The organism is Caulobacter sp. CCUG 60055, from assembly GCF_022750545.1.
Lineage (GTDB): Bacteria > Pseudomonadota > Alphaproteobacteria > Caulobacterales > Caulobacteraceae > PUIC01.
In genome coordinates this window covers 121,225-140,949 of sequence record NZ_PUIC01000010.1, presented here as the reverse complement: position 1 = coordinate 140,949, position 19,725 = coordinate 121,225, and the positions used below count along the sequence as shown (strand labels likewise).

Genomic DNA, 19,725 nt, shown 5'->3' with positions numbered 1-19,725 from the left:
TAGCCGCGGCCGACATGAAAAAACCCGCCGGGATCGCTTCCGGCGGGCTCTTGCATTTCCAGCTTGGCGAAGGCCGCTCAGGCTTCGGCGGCGATGGCCTCGGCGAACTGGCCGCCCTTGCGGTAGCGATAGAGATAGGTCGGCAGGATCGGCTCGACGGCGGTCGCCTGCACGCCCAACTCGGCCAGCCCGGCCGCGCCGGCCGAGACGACGTTGTCGGTCTTGAGCAGCTCGACCTGGTCGGCGGTCAGGGGCGGCGCGATCAGCACGCCGGCCAGTTCGACCACCGATCCGAGGAGGCTCGCCGCCGGGAACGGCAGCGGCAGCAGCACGCGGTCGCGATGGGTCTCCTTGAGCACCAGTTCGAGGATTTCGCGGAAGCTGTAGACCGCCGGGCCGCCGAGCTCATAGACCCGGCCGGCGGTCTGCGGGTCGACCACGCAGCGGGCCACCGCCGCCGCCACGTCGCCGACGAACACCGGCTGGAAGCGCGTCTCGCCCCCGCCGATCAGCGGCAACGCCGGCGCCATCGCCGCCATCGCGGCGAAGCGGTTGAAGAAGCCGTCGCCCTGGCCGAACACCACCGAGGGGCGGACCATCGTCGCCGTGGGCACGAGGGCGCGCACCACCGATTCGGCGGCGGCCTTGGTGCGGGCGTATTTCGAGGCGGACTCGGCGTCCGCCCCCAGGGCCGAGACCTGGACGAAGCGGGCGATCCCGCGCTCGGCCGCCGCCTCGGCGATGTTGCGCGCGCCCATGACGTGGACGCTCTGGAACTTCTGGCGGCCGGCCTCGTGCAGCACGCCGACAAGGTTGACCACCGCCTCGGCCCCTTCCAGCGCGCGGCGGATGGAGCCCGGAACGCGGATGTTGGCCTGGACCACCTCGATCTGGCCGACGTCGCCGAGCATGCGCAGCTTGTAGCCCCGGCCGGGCTGGCGGACGGCGACGCGGATGCGCAGCCCCTGCTTGGCCAGAGCGCGGACAACCTGGCTTCCGATGAAGCCGGATCCGCCGAAAACCGTAACCAGCCCTTGCATGGCGTCCTCGCAGTCTCAGGCCAGGGTCGGGATCGGGCCGGCGGAGGAAGGCGTTTCCATCGCGCCGGCAAGGCCCTGGCGAACAGGCCAGGGGGATAGACGACCACGCCCGTCTTCGCAATCGGCGGAAAGTCGTCACATCCTTGTTGACTGCCGGGAAGCGGCGCCCTAATCAGCGCGCCTCGCCGATCCGGCAAGACGGATTGGGCCCAGGTGGCGGAATTGGTAGACGCGCTGGCTTCAGGTGCCAGTGGCTTAACGGCCGTGGAGGTTCGAGTCCTCTCCTGGGCACCACCCCTTACCAAGGTGGTGCAATTGCGGGCCTCGCGAGGCCTTGCGGCTTCTCATCGACCTTAAGAACGTCGCACCGGGCCGGGGCCGCCTTCGGGCCCGCTCGCGGTCGGACGCTCGCCGTCCCGCCTATCGCGTCTTCTCTTCATCGCGTCTTCGCTTCGTTGAGCGCGGCGGCGGCGCGGATGAGGGCGATGAACGCCGCCTCGTCCATCCTGTCGCCCTGGCGGATGTCGATGGCCCGCCTCACGCCGCCTTCCAGGCTGGCGTTGAACAGGCCCGACGGGTCCTCCAGCGCCGCCCCCTTGGGGAAGGTCAGCTTCACGGCGCTCTTGTAGGCCTCGCCGGTGCAGATCAGCCCGTCGCGGGACCACACCGGCACGCTCCACTTCCACTCCTCGACCACGTCCGGGACCGCCTGGGCGATCAAGGCGCGGACATGGGCGAGCGCCTCGCCCCGCCAGTCGCCCAGCTCGGCGATCCTGGCGTCGATCAGCCGGGACGGGGCCTCGTCTCCGGACGCTGCGCTCTTCTTCAATGCAGGCCTCCATGCCTTCTCTTCCGGCCCCGTCGGAACCCCCGCGGCCGGGCTGGTCGCCCGATCTGGCGCCGCCCGGGCAAGGAGCCCCAAAACCCGCGAGCCATCAAGACGGTGTGGCTGCGGCGCAGCAGGCTCGCCTCGCCGAACCGGCTACGGCCGCCGCCCTGTTGTCGCCCCAGAGCAGAGCGACTAAATAAGCGCCCGACGCAGCCCCCTGAGAGCACCTCCGGGGACTGCGCAAGACACACGCCAGGCCGAAAAGCCTCAACGAAATCAATTGGTCGCCAGGATGGACCCGGTCCTTCCCTGGTCGCCGCCCTCCTTCGACGACAGGCCGAAACCGCGATGGCGGAAGGCCGGAATCGGTGACAGCATGGGCGGCCGCCGCTAACTCTGGAGCCTCGTTTGGCGATCCACCTGCACAAAGGCGACCTTCCCGACGGTCTGGACCTGGGCCCGACCGTGGCGATCGATTCCGAGACCATGGGCCTGCGCCTGGGCCGCGACCCGCTGTGCGTGGTCCAGTTGTCGAGCGGCGACGGCGACGCCCACGTGGTCCAGCTCGACCGGCCGGCCTACGACGCCCCGAACCTCAAGCGCCTGCTGACCGATCCGAAGGTGCTGAAGATCTTCCACTTCGGCCGCTTCGACATCGCCATGTTCGCCCTGCACCTGGGCGTGACCACCGCGCCGGTCTACTGCACCAAGATCGCCTCGAAGCTGGCGCGCACCTACACCGACCGCCACGGCCTCAAGGACGTGACCAAGGAGTTGCTCGGCGTCGACATGTCCAAGGCCCAGCAGAGTTCGGACTGGGGCCAGGCCGCGCTCAGCCCCGAACAATTGACCTACGCCGCCTCGGACGTGCTGAACCTGCACGCCCTCAAGGCCAGGCTCGACGCCATGCTGGCCCGCGAGGGCCGCACGGACCTGGCCCAGGCCTGCTTCGACTTCCTGCCCTGGCGCGCCAAGCTCGACCTGGCGGGCTGGGAGGACGTCGACATCTTCGCTCATTCCTGAGGTCCGGTCCCATGACCGCCGCCCCATCCGCTCAAGCCCTGCCCCCCGACGCCGCGCGTCGACGCCGCGGCATGGCCCGCTGGCGGGCCCGCTCGACGATGATCCACGTCTTCCGGGTGCTGCTGCCGGTGGTGATCCTGGCCATCCTGGCGGCGCTGGGGGGCTGGGTGCTGTACAAGTCCACCGTCGGCCGGCCGGTCGAGGCCCCCAGCGGTCCGGTGGCGCTGCGCATGCTGACGCCGCTGTTCTACGGCCGCAACACCAGCGGCCAGCCCTATGTGATGGGGGCCCGCGCGGCGGTGCGCGACGAGCACGACCTGCAACGGATCGCGCTCGACCACCCGACCATGAACATGAACATAAACGCCCCGAACCAGACCAGGATCACCGCCGATCACGGCATCTACCGTGAGGACGACAAGATCATGCACCTGGACACCAACGTCGTGTTCGTCCACGCCGACGGCACCACCTTCAAGACCGAGAAGGCCACCGTCGACACCAACACCGGCATCATCACCGGCGACGCGCCGATCGCCGGCGACGGCCCGCGCGGCCAGATCCAGGGCGACACCTACACCGTGTACGACAAGGGCGACCGCATCATCTTTCGCGGCAATGTTCACGGCGTTATCAAACGAGACTAAGAAGGACTTGGCGCGCGAGACCGCGCCGTGCCGAAGGACCCCGAGCGAATGAAGCGCGTAGCCGCCACCTTGACCCTTGCAGGACTGTTGAGCGCGACCAGCCTGCTGGGCGAGACCGCCTGGGCGCAGCTCCAGCCTTCGAGCAAGTCCCCCGTGCATGTCACCGGCGACGAGACCGAGGCGGCCCAGAGCCAGTGCCTGAACATTTGGCGCGGCGCGGTCGAGGCGGTGCAGGACCAGAGCCGCCTGCGCTCGGCCGTGCTCAAGGTCTATTTCAAGAAGGGTCCGCCGACCAAGCCGGGCCCGAACGGCCAGCCGGGCCAGCAGCAGTGCGGCGACCTCGACCGCATGGAGGCCGACGGCGACGTCTATTACGTCACGCCCGAACGCCGGGTGCGCGGCGACCACGCCGTCTACACCGCCGACAACGACCAGATCGTCATGACCGGCGGCGTCGTCGCCGTGCAGGACCAGAACGTGGTCAAGGGCGACCGCATGGTCATCCACGTCAAGGACGGCAGCGGCACCATGGACGCCGCGGCCAAGGGCCGGGGCAAGCCCAACCGGGTGAGCGGCGTCTTCTACCCCAAGGACGACAACGCCTCGGGCAAGCCCGCCGCCAAGCCGACCGACAAGCCGGCGAGCAAGCCGCAATGATCCTCGCGGGCGCCGGCGCGCCGCGCCGGGCCGCCCTGTTCTTTTCCGTCGCGTCGGAGACCTGACGTTGCAGTTCATGAATTTCGGGACGCAGGCCGACGTCGGCGCCGGCCTGGTGGTCGAATCCATCGGCAAGTCGTTCCGCGGGCGGGCCGTCGTCAACAATGTCAGCCTGCGCCTGGAGCGCGGCGAGGTCGCCGGCCTGCTGGGGCCGAACGGCGCGGGCAAGACCACCTGCTTCTACATGGTCACCGGCCTGATCCCCGTCGATTACGGCGCGATCTACCTGGACGGCGAGAACATCACCGCCCAGCCGATGTACCAGCGCGCCCGCATGGGCGTCGGCTACCTGCCGCAGGAGGCCTCGATCTTCCGCGGCATGACCGTCGAGCAGAACGTCATGGCTGTGGTCGAGATGCGCGAGCGCGACCGCCGCAAGGCCCGGGCCACCGTCACCGAACTGCTTGAGGAACTGCGCATCGAGCACCTGCGCAAGGCGCCCGCCGTGTCGCTGTCCGGCGGCGAGCGGCGGCGCGTCGAGATCGCCCGCGCCCTGGCCAGCGAACCGTCGTTCATGCTGCTGGACGAGCCCTTCGCCGGCATCGACCCCCTCGCCATCAACGACATCCGCGAGGTGGTGGCCTATCTCAAGGGGCGGGGCATCGGCATCCTGATCACCGACCACAACGTCCGCGAGACCCTCGACATCATCGACCGCGCCTCGATCATCCACGCGGGCGAGGTGCTGTTCGAGGGCCGCCCCGACGAGATCCTCGCCGACCCGGAAGTGCGCCGCGTCTATCTGGGCGACCGCTTCAGCTAGACCCCGACGGCCACGACCTCGATCTCCCGCCCGGCCAGAGCGGCGACATCGCCGACGGCCTTGCCCAGCAGGGCCTGGGCCAGGGGCGAGACGTAGGACACCGCGCCCTTGGCCGGATCGGCCTCGTCCTCGCCGACGATGCGGAAGGTCTGCCGCCGCCCGTCCTCGCGGTCGAAGGTGACCGTTCCGCCGAACTGCACCGCCTGGACGCTCTCATCCAGCTCGACCCGCTGCGCGCTGGCCCGCCGGGCCGCGTAATAGCGAAGGTCCCGCGTCGCCCGCGCCATCGCCGTGCGGTCGGCCTGCACGTCGCCGGCCTGCGCCGCGGCGTAGGCCGCCCGCGCCTCGGCCAGGGCGGCGTCCAGCGCCGCCAGCCCGTTCGGCGTGACGAGATTGGGGTGCGGCGATATCGGCCGGTCCGGCAGGTCGGCGGCGGCCGCTTCGCTGTCCTGTTCCTTGGTGAAGGCGACGCTCATCCCCATCACCTAGTCGGTCGGACGGGGTCGTTCAACGCAGGACGGCCCGCCGCGCCCCGTCCCGAACCGCCGCCGGGGATTCCTGAGCGCCCGTTAACCATTCGGTGGCATTGACGGCCTTAGGCTGGCAAGCAAGTTTCAGGCCAGGGGTGCGCATTGGCGCTCAGTCCGCGATTAGAGCTCCGGCAGGGCCAGGGCCTTGTCATCACGCCGCAGCTGCAGCAGGCGATCAAGCTTCTGCAGCTGTCGAACCTCGAGCTGGAGGCCTATGTCGAGGCCGAGCTCGAGCGCAATCCCCTGCTCCAACGCGACGAACGCGACCATGAACCCGACGCCGAGGGCGCCCGCCCCGCCGAGGCCGCGGAGGAGGCCGCCGACCGAATCGACGAGGCCGGCGCGGCCGCCGACCTCGACGCCCGCCACGACGACGTCTACGCCGACGCCTCGCCCGGCGACCGGGCCACCGGCGACGCCGGCGAAGGCGCCCAGCAGGCCGGCGGCCAGCTCGACTGGTCGCGCGCCGGGCGCGGCGGCTCGTTCGACACCGACGGCGAGGGCCTGGACGCCCAGATGGCGCGCGAGAAGACCCTGGCCGAGCACCTGCACGACCAGCTGGCCGTCGCCGGCCTGCCCGAGACTCAGCGGGCCATCGCCGCCGTGCTGATCGACGCCGTCGACGAGGGCGGCTACCTGCGCTGCGACCTGGAGGAGACCGCCGAGCGGCTGGGTTGCGCCCTGGCGGCGGTCGAGACGGTGCTGGCCTGCCTGCAAGGCTTCGAGCCCACCGGCGTGGCGGCGCGCGACGTGCGCGAATGCCTGGCCCTGCAGCTCAGGGAGCGCGACCGGCTCGATCCGGCCATGGCCGCCCTGCTCGACAACCTCGACCTGCTGGCCCGGCGCGACATGGCCGCCCTGCGCCGCGCCTGCGGCGTCGACGAGGACGACCTGAAGGACATGATCGCCGAACTGCGCGGCCTGACCCCGCGTCCCGGCGCGGCCTTCGGCGGCGAGCCCGCCGCGCCGGTGATCCCCGACGTGTTCGTGCGCGAGGCGCCAGGCGGGCTGTGGCACGTCGAGCTGAACGCCGACACCCTGCCGCGCCTGCTGGTCGACCAGCGCTACCACGCCCGCATCGCCGGCGGCGCGCGCAGCGAGGCCGACCGCACCTTCGTCTCCGAATGCCTGGCCGACGCCAACTGGCTGATGCGCAGCCTCGACCAGCGGGCCAAGACCATCCTCAAGGTCGCCAGCGAGATCGTGCGCCAGCAGGACGGCTTCCTGGCCTTCGGGGTCGAGCACCTGCGGCCGCTGAACCTCAAGACCGTCGCCGACGCCATCGGCATGCACGAATCGACCGTCAGCCGGGTGACCTCGAACAAGCACTTGGCCACGCCGCGCGGCGTGTTCGAGATGAAGTTCTTCTTCACCGCCGCCATCCAGTCGAGCGTCGGCGGGGAAGCGCTGTCGGCCGAGAGCGTGCGCCACCGCATCCGCGGCCTGATCGACGCCGAACGGGCCGCCGAGGGCGTGCTGTCCGACGACCGCATCGTCGAGATCCTCAAGGAGGCCGGCGTCGACATCGCCCGGCGCACCGTGGCGAAATACCGCGAGGCCATGCGGATTCCGTCGTCGGTGGAGCGCCGGCGCATTCTGCGCGAGGCGTCCTAGTTCCATCCCGGGCGTTCAAGAAAGCGTGCGTGGACTCCTGATTCATCCGGCTTGACACCGGGGTCGCCCGGGTCTGCACTGGCCTCATGCAAGTCCAAGTTTCCGGCAAGCATGTCGACGTCGGGGAGGCCCTGCGAATGCGGGTCGCCGACGAAATCTCCACAAGCATCGGCAAGTATTTCGAACGCGGCGGCGACGCCGACGTCGTGGTCAGCCGCGAAGGCTACGCCTTCCGGGTCGATTGCTCGGTCAAGCTCGCCTCGGGCCAGCAGCTGCAAAGCCACGGCCTCGGCGGCGACGCGCATGGCGCCTTCGACGCCGCGCTGGCCAAGATCGAGACGCGCGTCCGGCGCTACAAGCAGCGGCTCAAGAGCCATTCCTCCGCCGCGACGGCCAAGGCGGCCGAGACGGCGGCCTTCTACGTGCTGCGCGCGCCCGAGGACGTCTCCGCCGAGGATTGGGACACGGACGAGGAACACCCCTCGACTCCGCCCGCGGCGGTGGTCATCGCCGAGACCGAGGCCGAGCTGAAGACCATGACCGTTTCGATGGCGGTGATGGAGCTGGACTTGACTGAAACCCCGGCGATCGTGTTTAGGAACGCCGCCCACGGGGGCTTGTCGGTTGTGTACCGCCGAACCGACGGAAATATCGGCTGGATCGATCCCGAACGCACAAAATCGTCAAACGGGCGCGATAAGGGCTGAGCCGCCGCCGCCTCACCGAGTTGTTGGGAGGCTGGCGGGTTGTTGGAGCACGACTGAGCGTATGGACATCGGGGATTTGCTGGATCGCGGCGCTATCTCGCCGCGCGTGAGCGCATCGTCGAAGCGCCAGGCCCTGGCGGTGATCGCCGAGATCGCCGCCCGCAGCTTCGACTTGAAGCCCGCCGAGATTCTCGACGCGCTCATCGAACGCGAGGAGGCCGGCTCGACGGGGGTGGGCTTCGGCGTGGCCGTGCCGCACGCCCGCCTGCCGGGCCTGGACCGCATGCGGGCCGTGTTCGTGCGGCTGGAGGCGCCGGTCGCCTTCGATTCGATGGACGACCAGCCCGTCGACCTGCTGCTGGCCCTGTTCGCGCCGGAGCAATCGGGCTCGGAGCATCTGCGCGCCCTGGCGCGCGTCTCGCGCCTGCTGCGCAAACCCGAGATCCGGGAGCAGCTGCGTCAGGCCGGGGCCGTCGACGCCATCCACGCCCTGCTGGCGCGCGAGGCCCAGCCCTCGGCCGCCTGACCGCGGCCGGGGCCTGGCGCCCCCTTCTTCGCCTCAGTGGACCGAGACGGGCGCCAGTTCGTGGGCGATGGCCGCGGCCATGGCCGAATCACGGTCTTCCATCACCGCCAGGCGTTCGCCGTCGGCGCGGTGGACCGCGTAAAGAATCTGATCCGGATCCAGATCGACGCCCAGGGCCGTGATCTCGGCGGCCGTGACGGGCCGCACATAGACCAGGTCGGGCGCGCCCAGGGCGGCGAAGGCTTCGTTTGTCAGGTGCGGCGTCATCATGACCACCTCCTCTGAGAAATTGAACGCCTCAACGGACCGCTTGTTGCAGCCGGTCGCGGGGCGTCGGAAGACGGACGGGGAAGGATGCGGGGCCGCCGTCTCGATCGGCCCCTGGGGCGTCGGCGAGGACCTCAGCCCGCCGTGCGGATGGCGATGCGGCGGACCTGCTTCTCGGGTTCGGGCCGCACCACGTCGACATGCAGCAGGCCGTGCTCAAGGGTGGCGCTCTCCACGTCCATGCCGTCGGCCAGGACGAAGGTGCGCAGGAAGCCGCGCGCGGCGATGCCGCGATGCAGATAGGCCTTGTCGCCGCCGTTGGCGGCCTCTGGCTCGCGCCGGCCGGCGACGGTGAGCTGGTTGTCCTCGATGGTCACGTGCAGCTGGTCGGGCGCGAACCCGGCCACCGCCAGGGTGATCCGCACGCGGTTCTCGCCGACGTCCTCGACATTGTAGGGGGGATAGCTCTCGGAGGCGGCCTTGGCCGCCCGCTCGATCAGCGAGCGAGTGTGCTCGAACCCCAGCAGAAAAGGGCTGTCGAACAGGATCGTACGGGTCATAGGCGAAGCCCTCGTGCGTGAAGCGACTTCGTTCGACGAGACCAGCCCTTTCAGGCGCCGGCCTCATCGACACGCGACGTATTTGGCGACGCCTCCATGTCGTTTCAAGCGGCTCCTGGTCCAAGGATCGGGGAAAACCCCAAGCCAGCCGTCCGGGGCGGACTGGAAGCCGTCGATCCGCCGGGGCTCGGAGAACGGGCCCGGCGGCCGCCCCTGCCTTTCCCCTTGCCGTTGTCGCTGGCTTACGAGGCTGAGGCCTCCCGTGGTTCCGCCGCCACGGCGAGCGGCCGTGCGGGCGTCGTCTTCAGCGCCCGCGCGACCGGGCGCTCAAAGACCCTGTGGGAGAGGACGCCGCCCAGGATCGCCAGCGCGAGGGCCGCGACGCCGGATTTCCATAAGGAAAGACCCCCGCCGTTTTACGGCGAGGGTCCTATGGTGGAGCTAAGCGGAGTCGAACCGCTGACCTCTTGAATGCCATTCAAGCGCTCTACCAACTGAGCTATAGCCCCGAGGTCTTCGGGTCCCGGCCGGAGGGGTCTTGTGGAACCCCCCGGCGAGGCGGCGGAACCTATGCTGAGCGTTTCCGCCTTGCAAGCCCGCCCCGAAGATTTTTTTCGGGTGACGCGGAGTTTTTTCAGCGCTCCTCGTCGTCGGCGTTCGGAAGCCCCTCGATGTCCTCGCCGCCGAACTCGTCTTCGTCCTCGTCCTCAAGGAACGGAACGTCTTCGCTGTCCTCTTCCAGGCCGTCTTCCTCGGCGAAGTCGACGCCCAGGTCGTCGCCGGAGGCGGGCGCGCCCGGATCGGCGTCGCCGTCGTCGTCGCCGGCGTCGCCGGCGTCGGCCTCGGCGGCCTCGTCGATCTCGGGGGTCTCGTCGGCCTCGTCCTCAAAGCCGTCGGTGTCGACGACCTTGTTTTCCTTCTCCTCCTCCGCCTCGTAGTCAGGCGTGACGGAGCGAGCGCGGACGCGGCGGCTGCGCAGCGCCTCTTCCGGATCGAACTCGGTTCCACATTTGGGGCAGACGGCCGGGCGCTTGCCCAGGTCGTAGAACTTGGCGGAGCAGCTGGGGCAAATCTGTTTCGCGCCCAATTCGGGATTGGCCAAGGGCAGATATCCTCTGGATTTCCGTGGCGAAAGCGGCGGCTCCCTTGCCACGGCGCAAAGCCGCTGTCAAAAGCAAAGCCCCCAAACTTCCGCCGGTTCCAGAGAACCTATCAGGCAAGGCTCGATTCCGACATGGCCAGCGCCAACCTCACGGCCCGCCCGGGGTCGCCATTGAGAGGGCGCGTGCGCGCGCCCGGCGACAAGTCGATATCCCACCGCTCGATGATCCTGGGCGCGCTGGCCACCGGCACAACCACGGTCGAGGGCCTGCTCGAAGGGGACGACGTCCTGCGCACCGCCGCGGCCATGCGCGCCTTCGGCGCCCGGGTCGAGCAGCTTGGCGACAGCCGCTGGCGGATCGAGGGCCAGGGCGGCTTCTCCGAGCCCGAGGACGTCATCGACTGCGGCAACGCCGGCACCGGCGTGCGCCTGATCATGGGGGCGGCGGCGGGTTTCCCGATCTGCGCCACCTTCACCGGCGACCTTTCCCTGCGCTCGCGGCCGATGGGCCGGGTGCTGGAGCCGCTGGCGCGGATGGGGGCCTATTGGGTGGGCCGCGACAAGGGCCGCCTGCCCCTGACGATGAAGGGCGGCAACCTGCACGGCCTGACCTACCGCCTGCCGGTGGCCTCGGCCCAGGTCAAGTCGGCGGTGCTGCTGGCCGGGCTGCACGCCGACAGCGGCGTCGAGGTGTTCGAGCCCGAACCGACCCGCGACCACACCGAACGCATGCTGCGCGCCTTCGGGGCCGAGGTCGACGTCGCCGACCAGGGCGGCGTGCGCCGCATCCACCTGGGCTACGGCCAGAAGCTGCACGGGACGCACGTGCGCGTGCCGGGCGATCCGTCCTCGGCCGCCTTCCCGCTGGTCGCGGCGCTGATCGTCCCCGGCTCCGAGGTCACGGTCGAGGGCGTGCTGCTCAACCCCCTGCGCACCGGCCTGTTCGACACCCTGCGCGAGATGGGCGCGGACCTGACCATCGCCAACGAGCGCCAGGAAGGCGGCGAGACCGTCGGCGACGTCACCGCCCGCCACTCGGCGCTGAAGGGCGTCGTAGCGCCGCCCGAGCGGGCGCCGTCGATGATCGACGAATATCCGATCCTGGCCGTGGCCGCCGCCTTCGCCGAGGGCGAGACGGTGATGCGCGGCGTCGGCGAGATGCGGGTCAAGGAAAGCGACCGCATCGCCCTGATGGCGGCGGGCCTCGCCGCCTGCGGCGTCGCCGTCGAGGAAGAGCCGGAAGGCTTCATCGTCAGGGGCGCGGGAAAGGTGAAGGGCGGCGGCCTCGTCCGCACCCAGGGCGACCACCGCATCGCCATGTCGCACCTCGTCCTGGGCCTGGCCGCGCAGACGCCGGTCACGGTCGACGAGCCCGGCATGATCGCCACCAGCTTCCCGACATTCCGCAGCCTGATGACCGGGCTGGGCGGCGAGATCGCCGAGGCCTGACCGCATGGGCTTCGTCATCGCCGTCGACGGCCCGGCCGCCTCGGGCAAGGGCACCATCGCCCAGCAGCTCGCCCGGGCCTACGGCCTTCCCTGCCTCGACAGCGGCCTGTTGTATCGCGCCGTCGGCGTGACCTTGCAACGCGCCGGCGGCGACCTCGACGACGCGGCCCAGGCCGAGGCCGCGGCGCGCGCCTTCGACGCCGGCGCCCTCGACGACGACGCCTTGCGCACCCGCGCCGCCGGCGAGGCCGCCAGCCGGGTGGCCGTCCATCCCGGCGTCCGGCGGGCCTTGCGCGATTTCCAGATGCGCTTCGCCGAGCAGGAGCCCGGCGCGGTGATCGACGGCCGCGACATCGGCACGGTCATCGCTCCCGGCGCCCCGGCCAAGCTGTTCGTCACCGCCAGCCCCGAGGTCCGGGCCGAGCGGCGCTGGCTGCAGCTGACCGCCAAGGGCGAGGCGGCGAGCTATGACGACATTCTCGCCGACATCCGCCTCCGCGACGCCCGCGACAGCGGCCGGGCGGATTCGCCGCTGGCCGCCGCGATCGACGCCGTCTTGCTGGACACGACGGAAATGAGTATATCCCAGGCCGCCGATGCGGCCCGCCGCATCATCGAGACGGCGCGCGCCCGCTGGGAGAAATCCCTCAAGGGCTAATCCACCCGCGCCATTCTCTCGTCAGCCGCGGGCGAAACTCAGCGCAGGATCTTGTTCTGCGCTCTTCGGTTCAACCCCTAACCGAACGCGGACCCGAGGTCCGACCGCCGTGCGGCGATCTTTTCGCGTTCAACACTGAGAAGAGTCATATGGCTGACGATATGAGCATGAGCCCCTCGCGCGACGATTTCGCCGCGCTTCTCGACCAGAGCATGGGCGGCGGCAGCGACTTCGCTGAAGGCACCGTCGTCAAGGGCAAGGTCGTCGGGATCGAAAAGGATTTCGCGATCGTCGACGTCGGTCTGAAGACCGAAGGTCGCATCGCCACCAAGGAATTCGGCGTCGGCGCCGACGGCAAGGCGACCATCAAGGTCGGCGACACCGTCGAGGTCTACCTCGAGCGCGTCGAGAACGCCCTCGGCGAAGCGGTGATCAGCCGCGACAAGGCCCGCCGCGAGGAAGCCTGGACCCGCCTGGAAGGCGTCTACGCCAAGAACGAGCCGGTCATGGGCTCGATCGTCGGCCGCGTGAAGGGCGGCTTCACGGTCGACCTGGGCGGCGCCTCGGCCTTCCTGCCCGGTTCGCAAGTCGACATCCGCCCCGTGCGCGACGTCGGCCCGCTGATGGGCAAGGAGCAGCCCTTCGCCATCCTCAAGATGGACCGTCCGCGCGGCAATATCGTCGTCTCGCGCCGCGCCATCCTGGAAGAAGCCCGCGCCGAGCAGCGCACCGAGCTGGTCTCGCAGCTGCAGGAAGGCGAAATCCGCGAAGGCGTGGTCAAGAACATCACCGACTACGGCGCGTTCGTGGACCTGGGCGGCATCGACGGCCTGCTGCACGTCACCGACATGAGCTGGAAGCGCGTTTCGCACCCGAGCCAGGTCCTGGCCGTCGGCGACACCGTCAAGGTCCAGATCGTCAAGATCAACCCCGACACCCAGCGCATCAGCCTCGGCATGAAGCAGCTGCAGTCGGATCCGTGGGACGGCGTCGAAGCCAAGTACCCGGTCGGCGCCAAGTTCGTCGGCCGCATCACCAACATCACCGACTACGGCGCCTTCGTGGAGCTGGAAGCCGGCGTTGAAGGCCTGGTGCACGTCTCGGAAATGTCCTGGACCAAGAAGAACGTCCATCCCGGCAAGATCGTCTCCACCAGCCAAGAAGTGGAAGTGGTCGTGCTGGACGTCGATCCGTCCAAGCGCCGCGTCAGCCTGGGCCTCAAGCAGGCCATGGCCAATCCGTGGGAAGCCTTCCTGGCGGCCCATCCGGTCGGCTCGACCGTCGAAGGCGAAGTCAAGAACGCGACCGAGTTCGGTCTGTTCGTCGGCCTCGACAACGACATCGACGGCATGGTCCACCTGTCGGACATCGACTGGTCGGCCCCCGGCGAGGAAGCCATCGCCCGCTACAAGAAGGGCGATGTCGTCAAGGCCAAGGTGCTGGACGTCGACGTCGAGAAGGAGCGCATCTCGCTCGGCATCAAGCAGCTGGGCGGCGATCCGCTGGCCAACGACACCTTCCGCAAGGGCCAGACGGTGACCGCCACGGTCGTCGAAGTGACCTCGGGCGGCATCGAGGTGAAGTTCGGCGAGGAAGACGCGCCGATGAGCGCCTTCATCCGCAAGTCGGACCTGTCGCGCGACCGCCAGGAGCAGCGCCCGGAACGCTTCGCCGTCGGCGATCGTCTGGACGCCCAGGTCACCAACATCGACAAGGCCGCGCGCCGCGTGTCGCTGTCGGTCAAGGCCCTGGAGATGGCCGAGGACAAGGAAGCGATCGAGAAGTTCGGCTCGTCCGACTCCGGCGCCTCGCTCGGCGACATCCTCGGCGCGGCCCTTCGCGAGAAGGCCGGCGGCAAGGAATAAGCCCACGGCTTAGGAACGCCTCCTGACGGAGCGATCCGAGGGCGGCCCGAGCGATCGGGCCGCCCTTTTTCATGCGCCCCAGGCCGGTTGAGCGGGAAAATGCGCCGCCAGGCGGCGAGGCGATCCTGTTAACGATTGCAACCCCTTGAAATGGTTTTGAGAGTCGCACATGGTCCGCGCCGGTAAGGGGTTGGGGGCGAGAGCCATGATCAAGTCGGAGCTGATCGCGAAACTCGCGAACGAAAATCCGCATCTGACTCAGAAGGACGTCGAGCGCGTCGTCAGCGTGATCTTCGAGCGGATGATCCAGGCGCTGGAAGCCAGCGGCCGGGTCGAGCTGCGCGGTTTCGGCGCCTTTTCGGTGCGCTCGCGGCCGGCCCGCGCCGGCCGCAACCCGCGCACCGGCGAGCCGGTCGAGGTGAAGGCCAAGCACGTGCCGTTCTTCAAGAGCGGCAAGGAGCTGCGCGAGCGCCTGAACGTCGACGCCTGAAGCCCGGCCGGCGGCGAGGCTCGGGGCGGCGGCTTGACGGAACCTTCCGCCGCGCGAAACCTTTCTCTCAGCGATTTAAGGCCAGCGCCCGGGAGGGATCATGAGCATCTTCAAGGAATTCCGTGAGTTCATCGCTCGCGGCAACGTCATCGATCTCGCCGTCGGCGTGATCATCGGCGCCGCGTTCAACAAGATCGTCGGCAGCCTGGTCGATCAGGTGATCATGCCGCCGATCGGCCTGGCGCTCGGGCGGGTGGATTTCGCCCAGCTCAAATGGGTGCTGCAGCCGGCGGGCCTCGACGCCAAGCTCCACCCCGAGGTCGCCATCCAGTACGGCGCCTTCGTCAACACCCTGATCCAGTTCGTCATCGTCGCCTTCGTGGTGTTCCTGCTGGTCAAGCTGGTCAACAGCCTGCGCCGCGAGGAGGCCGCCGAGCCGGCGGCGCCGGCGGCGCCGACCCCGAGCGAGGCCCTGCTCACCGAAATCCGCGACCTGTTGCAGGCCAAGCCCAAGTCCTGACCGACGCCCGCCGCGCTCAGCCCTGCCTGGGCGCGGTCCAGCGGTCCAGCCAGACCTCCGAGACGATGCGGCCGCCGGCCTGGAGGCTGGCGCGCAGATCGACCACCTTGGCGCTCCCCGGCGCCAGTTCGAACGCCAGCCGCAGGCCGCCGGCCTCGGGGTTGGGGTGCAGCACGATGTTGCGCGCCTCGCCGGCGCTGACCTGCACGGCCGCCTTCAGGTCGGTCGGCAGGCCGACCGGGAAATCGAAGTCGACGACATAGCGGCGCAGGCCGCGCGAGGCGGCGTCGGAAGCATCGGCCCAGCCCTTGCCGCCGCCGGCCCCCGAGCGGGTCTGGACGACGCGGCACAGCCCCGCCGCCTCGCCCAGGCGCGCGCCCCACGACAGCCGATAGGCGAAGGCCCGTGGAACCAGGGCGGGAAGCGGCGCCGCCGGCCGCCAGAAGGCGGCGATGTTGTCGTCGGTCTCCTGGCGGGTGGCGATCTCCAGCAGGTAGACCCCGCCCGGACCCCAGTCGCCCCTGGGCTCGACCCACAGGCTGGGACGGCGATGATAGAGCGCCTCCAGGTCCTCATAGGCGGCGAAGCGCCGCTCGCGCTGGACCAGGCCGAAACCCCGCACGCCCGGGTCGTCGAACCGGCTGCCCTGCGTCGAGGCCGGGTTGTCGAGCACCCGCCACAGGTGCTCGCCCACGCCGTTGGCCATGGCCAGGCCGTCGGAATCGTGCACGCCGGGGCGATAGTCGTCCTCGACCTCGGCCGGGGCGCCCGACCGGTCGGGGCCGAACAGGAACATGCTGCTCATCGGCGCGACGCCCAGCCCGGCGATCGCCTTGCGCGGGTGCAGCTCGAAATCCACCTCGAACACGGCGGCCTCGCCGGGGGTGATGACGAAGCGGTGGGCGCCGACGCCGCTGGGGCTGTCGCTCAGGGCGTGGACGGTCACCGAGGCGGCCCCCGCCGCCGGCCGCTCCAGCCAGAAGGCGCGGAAGTCGGGGAACTCCTCGGGGGTTTGCTCGCCGGTGTCGATGGAGAAGCCGCGCGCCGACAGGCCGTAGATCTGCCCCTTGCCCAGGGCCCGGAAATAGGCCGCGCCCTGGAAGACGCAGACCTCGTCGAAATAGTCGGGCCTGTTCACCGGCGCGTGGATGCGAAAGCCGTTGAAGCCGATGTCCCCCGGCGCGGCCGGCGGCTTGGGGCCGTCGAAGCTGTAGAGCGCCGGATCGTAGCGGATCGGGCGGATCGCCCCCTCGACCACCTCGAAGATGTCCACCCGGTTGGGGGCCCGGCCGGCGCGATGGAAGAACTGGACCTGGAACGGCAATCCCTCGGCGCGCCACAGCGCCTTGTCCGGGCGGAAGCGGATGTCGCGGTACTGGTCGTAGCTGAGATCGCGCAGCGCGGCGGGCAGGGCTACGTCGACCGGCTCGAACGGCCGGCGGGCCCGCTCGGCGGCCATCCGGCGCACCTGGGCGAAGACGTCGGCCGCCGGCTCCTGCGCCCGCGCCTCCGTCGCTCCCGTCGCGGCCGCCGCCGCCATCGCCACGCCCCCGGTCATCACGTCCCTGCGCCGCATGCGAACTCCGACATTCGATTCTTCTCTCGCCTTATTGTCGGACCAGGGCCTATGACAACGCCCAAACGCCGGTTCGGGCTGCGGAGACCATGACGAAAGCCAAGATTTGCGGTCTGTCGACGCCCGAGGCGGTGCGCGCGGCCCTGGACGGCGGCGCGGCCTTCCTCGGCTTCATGTTCTTCGCCAAGAGCCCGCGCAACGTCACGGCCGAGGCCGCCGCGCGCCTGGCCGAGCCGGCCCGCGGCCACGCCCAGGTCTGCGCCGTGGTCGTCGATCCGGACGACGCGACGCTGGAAGCCATCAACACCGTTCTGCGGCCCGACCTCTTCCAGCTGCACGGCGAGGAAACGCCCGCCCGCGCCGCCGAGATCGCCCGCCGCACCGGCGCCGGGATCATCAAGGTCCTGCCCGTTGCGACCGCCGAGGACCTCGCGCCCGCCGCCGACTATGAAGACGTCGCCGAGCACCTGATGTTCGACACCAAGCCGCCCAAGGACGCCGACCGGCCGGGCGGCCTGGGCGCGTCCTTCGACTGGACCCTGCTGAAGGGACGGCGCTTCAAGCGGCCGCACCTGCTCGCCGGCGGCCTCGATCCGTGGAACGTGGCCGAGGCCGTGCGCCTGTCCGGCGCGCCCCTGGTCGACGTTTCCTCTGGCGTGGAGCGCGGCGCGGGGCTAAAGGACCCCAGCCTTATTTCGGCCTTCCTGGAGGCCGTCCGCCGCAGCTGAGCTTGCGGCCCGAGTTTCGCGCCTGCCGGGGATCGCCTTGAACGCGCCGTCCAAACCCAACGACTATTCCGCCTATCCCGACGCCGAGGGCCGATTCGGCGACTATGGCGGCCGCTATGTCCCCGAGACCCTGATGCCGCTGGTCCACGAACTGGACCGCGCCTATGCCGAGGCCAAGGCCGACCCGGCCTTCCACGCCGAGCTGAACGGCCATCTCAAGCACTTCGTCGGGCGGCCGAACCCGCTCTATTTCGCCGAGCGCCTGACCGCGCACTTCGGCGGACCGAAGATCTATTTCAAGCGCGAGGAGCTGAACCACACCGGCGCGCACAAGATCAACAACTGCATGGGCCAGATCCTACTGGCCAAGCGCATGGGCCGCACCCGCATCATCGCCGAGACCGGCGCGGGCCAGCACGGCGTCGCCACCGCCACGGTGTGCGCCCGCTTCGGCCTGCCCTGCGTGGTCTATATGGGCGCCACCGACGTCGAGCGGCAAAAGCCCAACGTGTTCCGCATGAACCTGCTGGGCGCCGAGGTGCGGCCGGTGACCTCGGGCGCGGCGACCCTGAAGGACGCCATGAACGAGGCCCTGCGCGACTGGGTCACCAACGTCCACGACACCTATTACCTGATCGGCACCGCCGCCGGCATGCACCCCTATCCGGCCATGGTCCGCGACTTCCAGGCGGTGATCGGCGAGGAGACCAAGCGGCAGGTTCTCGAGATCGAGGGCCGCCTGCCCGACGCCGTGGTCGCCTGCGTCGGCGGCGGCTCGAACGCCATCGGCATGTTCCACCCCTTCCTGGCCGACGAGGGCGTGCGCCTCTACGGCGTCGAGGCGGCCGGCCATGGCCTGGACACCGACAAGCACGCCGCCTCGCTGACCGGCGGCCGCCCCGGCGTGCTGCACGGCAACAAGACCTATCTGCTGCAGGACGACGACGGCCAGATCCAGGAAGCCCACTCGATCTCGGCCGGCCTCGACTATCCCGGCATCGGCCCCGAGCACGCCTGGCTGCACGACATCGGCCGGGCCTCCTACCTGACCTGCACCGACCAGGAGGCGCTGGACGCGTTCCGGCTCTGCGCCGAACTGGAAGGCATCATTCCCGCCCTGGAATCCTCGCACGCCATCGCCAAGCTGGGCGAGGTGGCCAAGGACGTCGGCAAGGACGGCGTCGTCGTGCTGTGCCTGTCGGGCCGCGGCGACAAGGACATCTTCACCGTCGCCGACGCCGTCGGCCGGACGATCTGAGAGACATGACCAAGCAACGCATCGACGCCCGATTCGCGGCGCTGAAGGCCGAAGGCCGCGCCGCCTTCGTCGCCTATGTGATGGCCGGCGATCCCGATCCGGACACCGCCTTCGAGATTCTCAAGGGCCTGCCGGGCGCCGGCGCCGACCTGATCGAACTGGGCTTTCCGTTCTCCGACCCGATGGCCGAGGGGCCGCCGATCCAGCGCGCCGCCCAGCGCGCCCTGGCCGCCGGCATGACCCTGCGCGGCGTGCTCGCCCTGGTCCGCCGCTTCCGCGAGACCGACGGGGACACGCCGATCATCCTGATGGGCTATCTCAATCCCCTGGTGAGCTACGGCTTCGCGGCCTTCGCCCACGACGCGGCCGAGGCCGGCGTCGACGGCCTGATCGTGGTCGATTGCCCGCCGGAAGAGGCCGACCCCCTGGCCGACGCGCTCGACACGGCCGGCGTGTCGCTGATTCGCCTGGCCACCCCGACCACCGACGACGACCGCCTGAAGGTGGTGGTCCGCCGCACCTCCGGCTTCGTCTACTACGTGTCGGTGGCCGGCGTGACCGGCGTCAAGGAAGCCGACGCCGACGCCGTCGCCCCGGCCGTAGCCCGGGTGCGCGCCGCCTCCGGCCTGCCGGTGGCGGTGGGATTCGGCATCAAGACCCCCGAACGCGCCGCCGAGGTGGCCCGGGTCGCCGACGCCGCCGTGGTCGGCTCGGCCCTGGTCGATCAAATTGCCGCGAGCTTGGCCGGAAACCAGCCGCCGGCGCCGAAAGTTCTGGAATCCGTCGCCGCGCTGGCTAAGGCTGTGCGGATGGCGCGAGCAAACACGGCCCCGGCCGCCGGGGTCCAGGCATGAGC

The 19,725-nt window shown here is 70.0% G+C and carries 22 protein-coding genes and 2 tRNA genes; 16 read left to right on the top strand and 8 right to left on the bottom strand.

The genetic code is table 11. The features are described from left to right. Positions 1–77: 77 nt before the first annotated feature. Complete coding sequence (locus C5708_RS15090; RefSeq protein WP_242922410.1) at positions 78–1,040, bottom strand: complex I NDUFA9 subunit family protein; 963 nt, start codon at positions 1,038–1,040, stop codon at positions 78–80. Positions 1,041–1,247: 207 nt separating this feature from the next. Here C5708_RS15090 and C5708_RS15085 point away from each other — a divergent pair. Next, positions 1,248–1,334, top strand: a tRNA-Leu gene (locus C5708_RS15085). A gap of 142 nt (positions 1,335–1,476) precedes the next feature. Here C5708_RS15085 and C5708_RS15080 read toward each other — a convergent pair. Continuing rightward, positions 1,477–1,869, bottom strand: coding sequence for a DUF1801 domain-containing protein (locus C5708_RS15080; protein WP_242922408.1), 393 nt, complete (start codon positions 1,867–1,869; stop codon positions 1,477–1,479). Between the two features lie 408 nt (positions 1,870–2,277). Here C5708_RS15080 and C5708_RS15075 point away from each other — a divergent pair, with 408 nt between their 5' ends. The 4 genes from C5708_RS15075 (at position 2,278) to lptB (ending at position 5,019) form a co-directional block, all read left to right on the top strand. Then, the gene (locus tag C5708_RS15075; RefSeq protein ID WP_242922407.1) at positions 2,278–2,892 is read left to right on the top strand and encodes a ribonuclease D; all 615 of its coding nucleotides are present in this window, start codon (positions 2,278–2,280) and stop codon (positions 2,890–2,892) included. A gap of 11 nt (positions 2,893–2,903) precedes the next feature. Next, positions 2,904–3,539: an LPS export ABC transporter periplasmic protein LptC gene (lptC, locus tag C5708_RS15070; protein WP_242922406.1), complete on the top strand. Its 636-nt coding sequence runs from the start codon at positions 2,904–2,906 to the stop codon at positions 3,537–3,539. A gap of 48 nt (positions 3,540–3,587) precedes the next feature. Beyond that, positions 3,588–4,196: an LptA/OstA family protein gene (locus C5708_RS15065; protein WP_242922405.1), complete on the top strand. Its 609-nt coding sequence runs from the start codon at positions 3,588–3,590 to the stop codon at positions 4,194–4,196. A 76-nt stretch (positions 4,197–4,272) separates the two neighbouring features. Continuing rightward, positions 4,273–5,019: an LPS export ABC transporter ATP-binding protein gene (gene lptB / locus C5708_RS15060; RefSeq protein WP_242922404.1), complete on the top strand. Its 747-nt coding sequence runs from the start codon at positions 4,273–4,275 to the stop codon at positions 5,017–5,019. Here lptB and greA read toward each other — a convergent pair. Then, the gene (greA, locus tag C5708_RS15055) at positions 5,016–5,495 is read right to left on the bottom strand and encodes a transcription elongation factor GreA (RefSeq protein ID WP_242922403.1); all 480 of its coding nucleotides are present in this window, start codon (positions 5,493–5,495) and stop codon (positions 5,016–5,018) included. The two genes, lptB and greA, sit on opposite strands and share 4 nt — an antisense overlap. 156 nt (positions 5,496–5,651) lie before the next feature. Between greA and rpoN the strand changes: the two genes are divergently transcribed. From rpoN to ptsN, 3 genes are all read left to right on the top strand, one after another. After that, positions 5,652–7,163, top strand: coding sequence for an RNA polymerase factor sigma-54 (gene rpoN / locus C5708_RS15050; protein ID WP_242922402.1), 1,512 nt, complete (start codon positions 5,652–5,654; stop codon positions 7,161–7,163). An 86-nt stretch (positions 7,164–7,249) separates the two neighbouring features. Then, complete coding sequence (gene raiA / locus C5708_RS15045) at positions 7,250–7,870, top strand: ribosome-associated translation inhibitor RaiA (protein ID WP_242922400.1); 621 nt, start codon at positions 7,250–7,252, stop codon at positions 7,868–7,870. A gap of 61 nt (positions 7,871–7,931) precedes the next feature. Continuing rightward, positions 7,932–8,396, top strand: coding sequence for a PTS IIA-like nitrogen regulatory protein PtsN (gene ptsN, locus C5708_RS15040; protein WP_242922398.1), 465 nt, complete (start codon positions 7,932–7,934; stop codon positions 8,394–8,396). A gap of 33 nt (positions 8,397–8,429) precedes the next feature. Here ptsN and C5708_RS15035 read toward each other — a convergent pair whose 3' ends face one another. From C5708_RS15035 to C5708_RS15020, 4 genes are all read right to left on the bottom strand, one after another. Continuing rightward, entirely contained in the window at positions 8,430–8,663 is a 234-nt protein-coding gene (locus tag C5708_RS15035) for a DUF1150 family protein (RefSeq protein ID WP_242922504.1), read from the bottom strand. A gap of 134 nt (positions 8,664–8,797) precedes the next feature. Continuing rightward, a complete protein-coding gene (locus C5708_RS15030) occupies positions 8,798–9,223 on the bottom strand; it encodes an Hsp20 family protein (RefSeq protein ID WP_242922396.1) in 426 nt (141 codons plus the stop codon). A 433-nt stretch (positions 9,224–9,656) separates the two neighbouring features. Beyond that, positions 9,657–9,732 (bottom strand) — tRNA-Ala (locus C5708_RS15025). 125 nt (positions 9,733–9,857) lie between these two features. Beyond that, a complete protein-coding gene (locus tag C5708_RS15020) occupies positions 9,858–10,325 on the bottom strand; it encodes a TIGR02300 family protein (RefSeq protein ID WP_242922394.1) in 468 nt (155 codons plus the stop codon). A gap of 132 nt (positions 10,326–10,457) precedes the next feature. On the opposite strand from C5708_RS15020, the gene aroA reads away from it, so the two are divergent. From aroA to mscL, 5 genes are all read left to right on the top strand, one after another. Then, positions 10,458–11,774, top strand: a complete 1,317-nt coding sequence (gene aroA / locus C5708_RS15015) for a 3-phosphoshikimate 1-carboxyvinyltransferase (RefSeq protein ID WP_242922393.1) — start codon at positions 10,458–10,460, stop codon at positions 11,772–11,774. A 4-nt stretch (positions 11,775–11,778) separates the two neighbouring features. Next, positions 11,779–12,432 (top strand): (d)CMP kinase, encoded by a 654-nt coding sequence (cmk, locus tag C5708_RS15010; protein WP_242922392.1) that lies wholly within the window; start codon positions 11,779–11,781, stop codon positions 12,430–12,432. 149 nt (positions 12,433–12,581) lie between these two features. Further along, positions 12,582–14,297, top strand: a complete 1,716-nt coding sequence (rpsA, locus tag C5708_RS15005; RefSeq protein WP_242922391.1) for a 30S ribosomal protein S1 — start codon at positions 12,582–12,584, stop codon at positions 14,295–14,297. A 205-nt stretch (positions 14,298–14,502) separates the two neighbouring features. Beyond that, entirely contained in the window at positions 14,503–14,787 is a 285-nt protein-coding gene (locus tag C5708_RS15000) for an integration host factor subunit beta (RefSeq protein WP_242922390.1), read from the top strand. Between the two features lie 100 nt (positions 14,788–14,887). Further along, positions 14,888–15,307 (top strand): large-conductance mechanosensitive channel protein MscL, encoded by a 420-nt coding sequence (gene mscL, locus C5708_RS14995; protein WP_242922389.1) that lies wholly within the window; start codon positions 14,888–14,890, stop codon positions 15,305–15,307. Positions 15,308–15,323: 16 nt separating this feature from the next. On the opposite strand, the gene C5708_RS14990 is transcribed toward mscL, so the two are convergent. Next, entirely contained in the window at positions 15,324–16,883 is a 1,560-nt protein-coding gene (locus C5708_RS14990) for a glucan biosynthesis protein (protein WP_242922388.1), read from the bottom strand. An 89-nt stretch (positions 16,884–16,972) separates the two neighbouring features. Between C5708_RS14990 and C5708_RS14985 the strand changes: the two genes are divergently transcribed. From C5708_RS14985 to trpA, 3 genes are read left to right on the top strand one after another with little or no spacing between them, the layout of a single operon-like run. Further along, a complete protein-coding gene (locus C5708_RS14985) occupies positions 16,973–17,611 on the top strand; it encodes a phosphoribosylanthranilate isomerase (protein ID WP_242922387.1) in 639 nt (212 codons plus the stop codon). Between the two features lie 37 nt (positions 17,612–17,648). Continuing rightward, on the top strand, positions 17,649–18,869 hold the full coding sequence (gene trpB, locus C5708_RS14980; protein ID WP_242922385.1) for a tryptophan synthase subunit beta: 1,221 nt from the start codon (positions 17,649–17,651) through the stop codon (positions 18,867–18,869). A 5-nt stretch (positions 18,870–18,874) separates the two neighbouring features. Continuing rightward, positions 18,875–19,723, top strand: a complete 849-nt coding sequence (trpA, locus tag C5708_RS14975; protein ID WP_242922383.1) for a tryptophan synthase subunit alpha — start codon at positions 18,875–18,877, stop codon at positions 19,721–19,723. Positions 19,724–19,725 lie beyond the last annotated feature (2 nt).

Coding starts and splice junctions, on each gene's coding strand:
- C5708_RS15090 (WP_242922410.1), bottom strand. CDS start 1,040: ATGCAAGGGCTGGTTACGGTTTTCGGCGGATCCGGCTTCATCGGAAGC.
- lptC (WP_242922406.1), top strand. CDS start 2,904: ATGACCGCCGCCCCATCCGCTCAAGCCCTGCCCCCCGACGCCGCGCGT.
- C5708_RS15065 (WP_242922405.1), top strand. CDS start 3,588: ATGAAGCGCGTAGCCGCCACCTTGACCCTTGCAGGACTGTTGAGCGCG.
- lptB (WP_242922404.1), top strand. CDS start 4,273: ATGAATTTCGGGACGCAGGCCGACGTCGGCGCCGGCCTGGTGGTCGAA.
- greA (WP_242922403.1), bottom strand. CDS start 5,495: ATGAGCGTCGCCTTCACCAAGGAACAGGACAGCGAAGCGGCCGCCGCC.
- raiA (WP_242922400.1), top strand. CDS start 7,250: ATGCAAGTCCAAGTTTCCGGCAAGCATGTCGACGTCGGGGAGGCCCTG.
- ptsN (WP_242922398.1), top strand. CDS start 7,932: ATGGACATCGGGGATTTGCTGGATCGCGGCGCTATCTCGCCGCGCGTG.
- C5708_RS15035 (WP_242922504.1), bottom strand. CDS start 8,663: ATGACGCCGCACCTGACAAACGAAGCCTTCGCCGCCCTGGGCGCGCCC.
- C5708_RS15030 (WP_242922396.1), bottom strand. CDS start 9,223: ATGACCCGTACGATCCTGTTCGACAGCCCTTTTCTGCTGGGGTTCGAG.
- aroA (WP_242922393.1), top strand. CDS start 10,458: ATGGCCAGCGCCAACCTCACGGCCCGCCCGGGGTCGCCATTGAGAGGG.
- cmk (WP_242922392.1), top strand. CDS start 11,779: ATGGGCTTCGTCATCGCCGTCGACGGCCCGGCCGCCTCGGGCAAGGGC.
- rpsA (WP_242922391.1), top strand. CDS start 12,582: ATGGCTGACGATATGAGCATGAGCCCCTCGCGCGACGATTTCGCCGCG.
- C5708_RS15000 (WP_242922390.1), top strand. CDS start 14,503: ATGATCAAGTCGGAGCTGATCGCGAAACTCGCGAACGAAAATCCGCAT.
- mscL (WP_242922389.1), top strand. CDS start 14,888: ATGAGCATCTTCAAGGAATTCCGTGAGTTCATCGCTCGCGGCAACGTC.
- C5708_RS14990 (WP_242922388.1), bottom strand. CDS start 16,883: ATGCGGCGCAGGGACGTGATGACCGGGGGCGTGGCGATGGCGGCGGCG.
- C5708_RS14985 (WP_242922387.1), top strand. CDS start 16,973: ATGACGAAAGCCAAGATTTGCGGTCTGTCGACGCCCGAGGCGGTGCGC.
- trpA (WP_242922383.1), top strand. CDS start 18,875: ATGACCAAGCAACGCATCGACGCCCGATTCGCGGCGCTGAAGGCCGAA.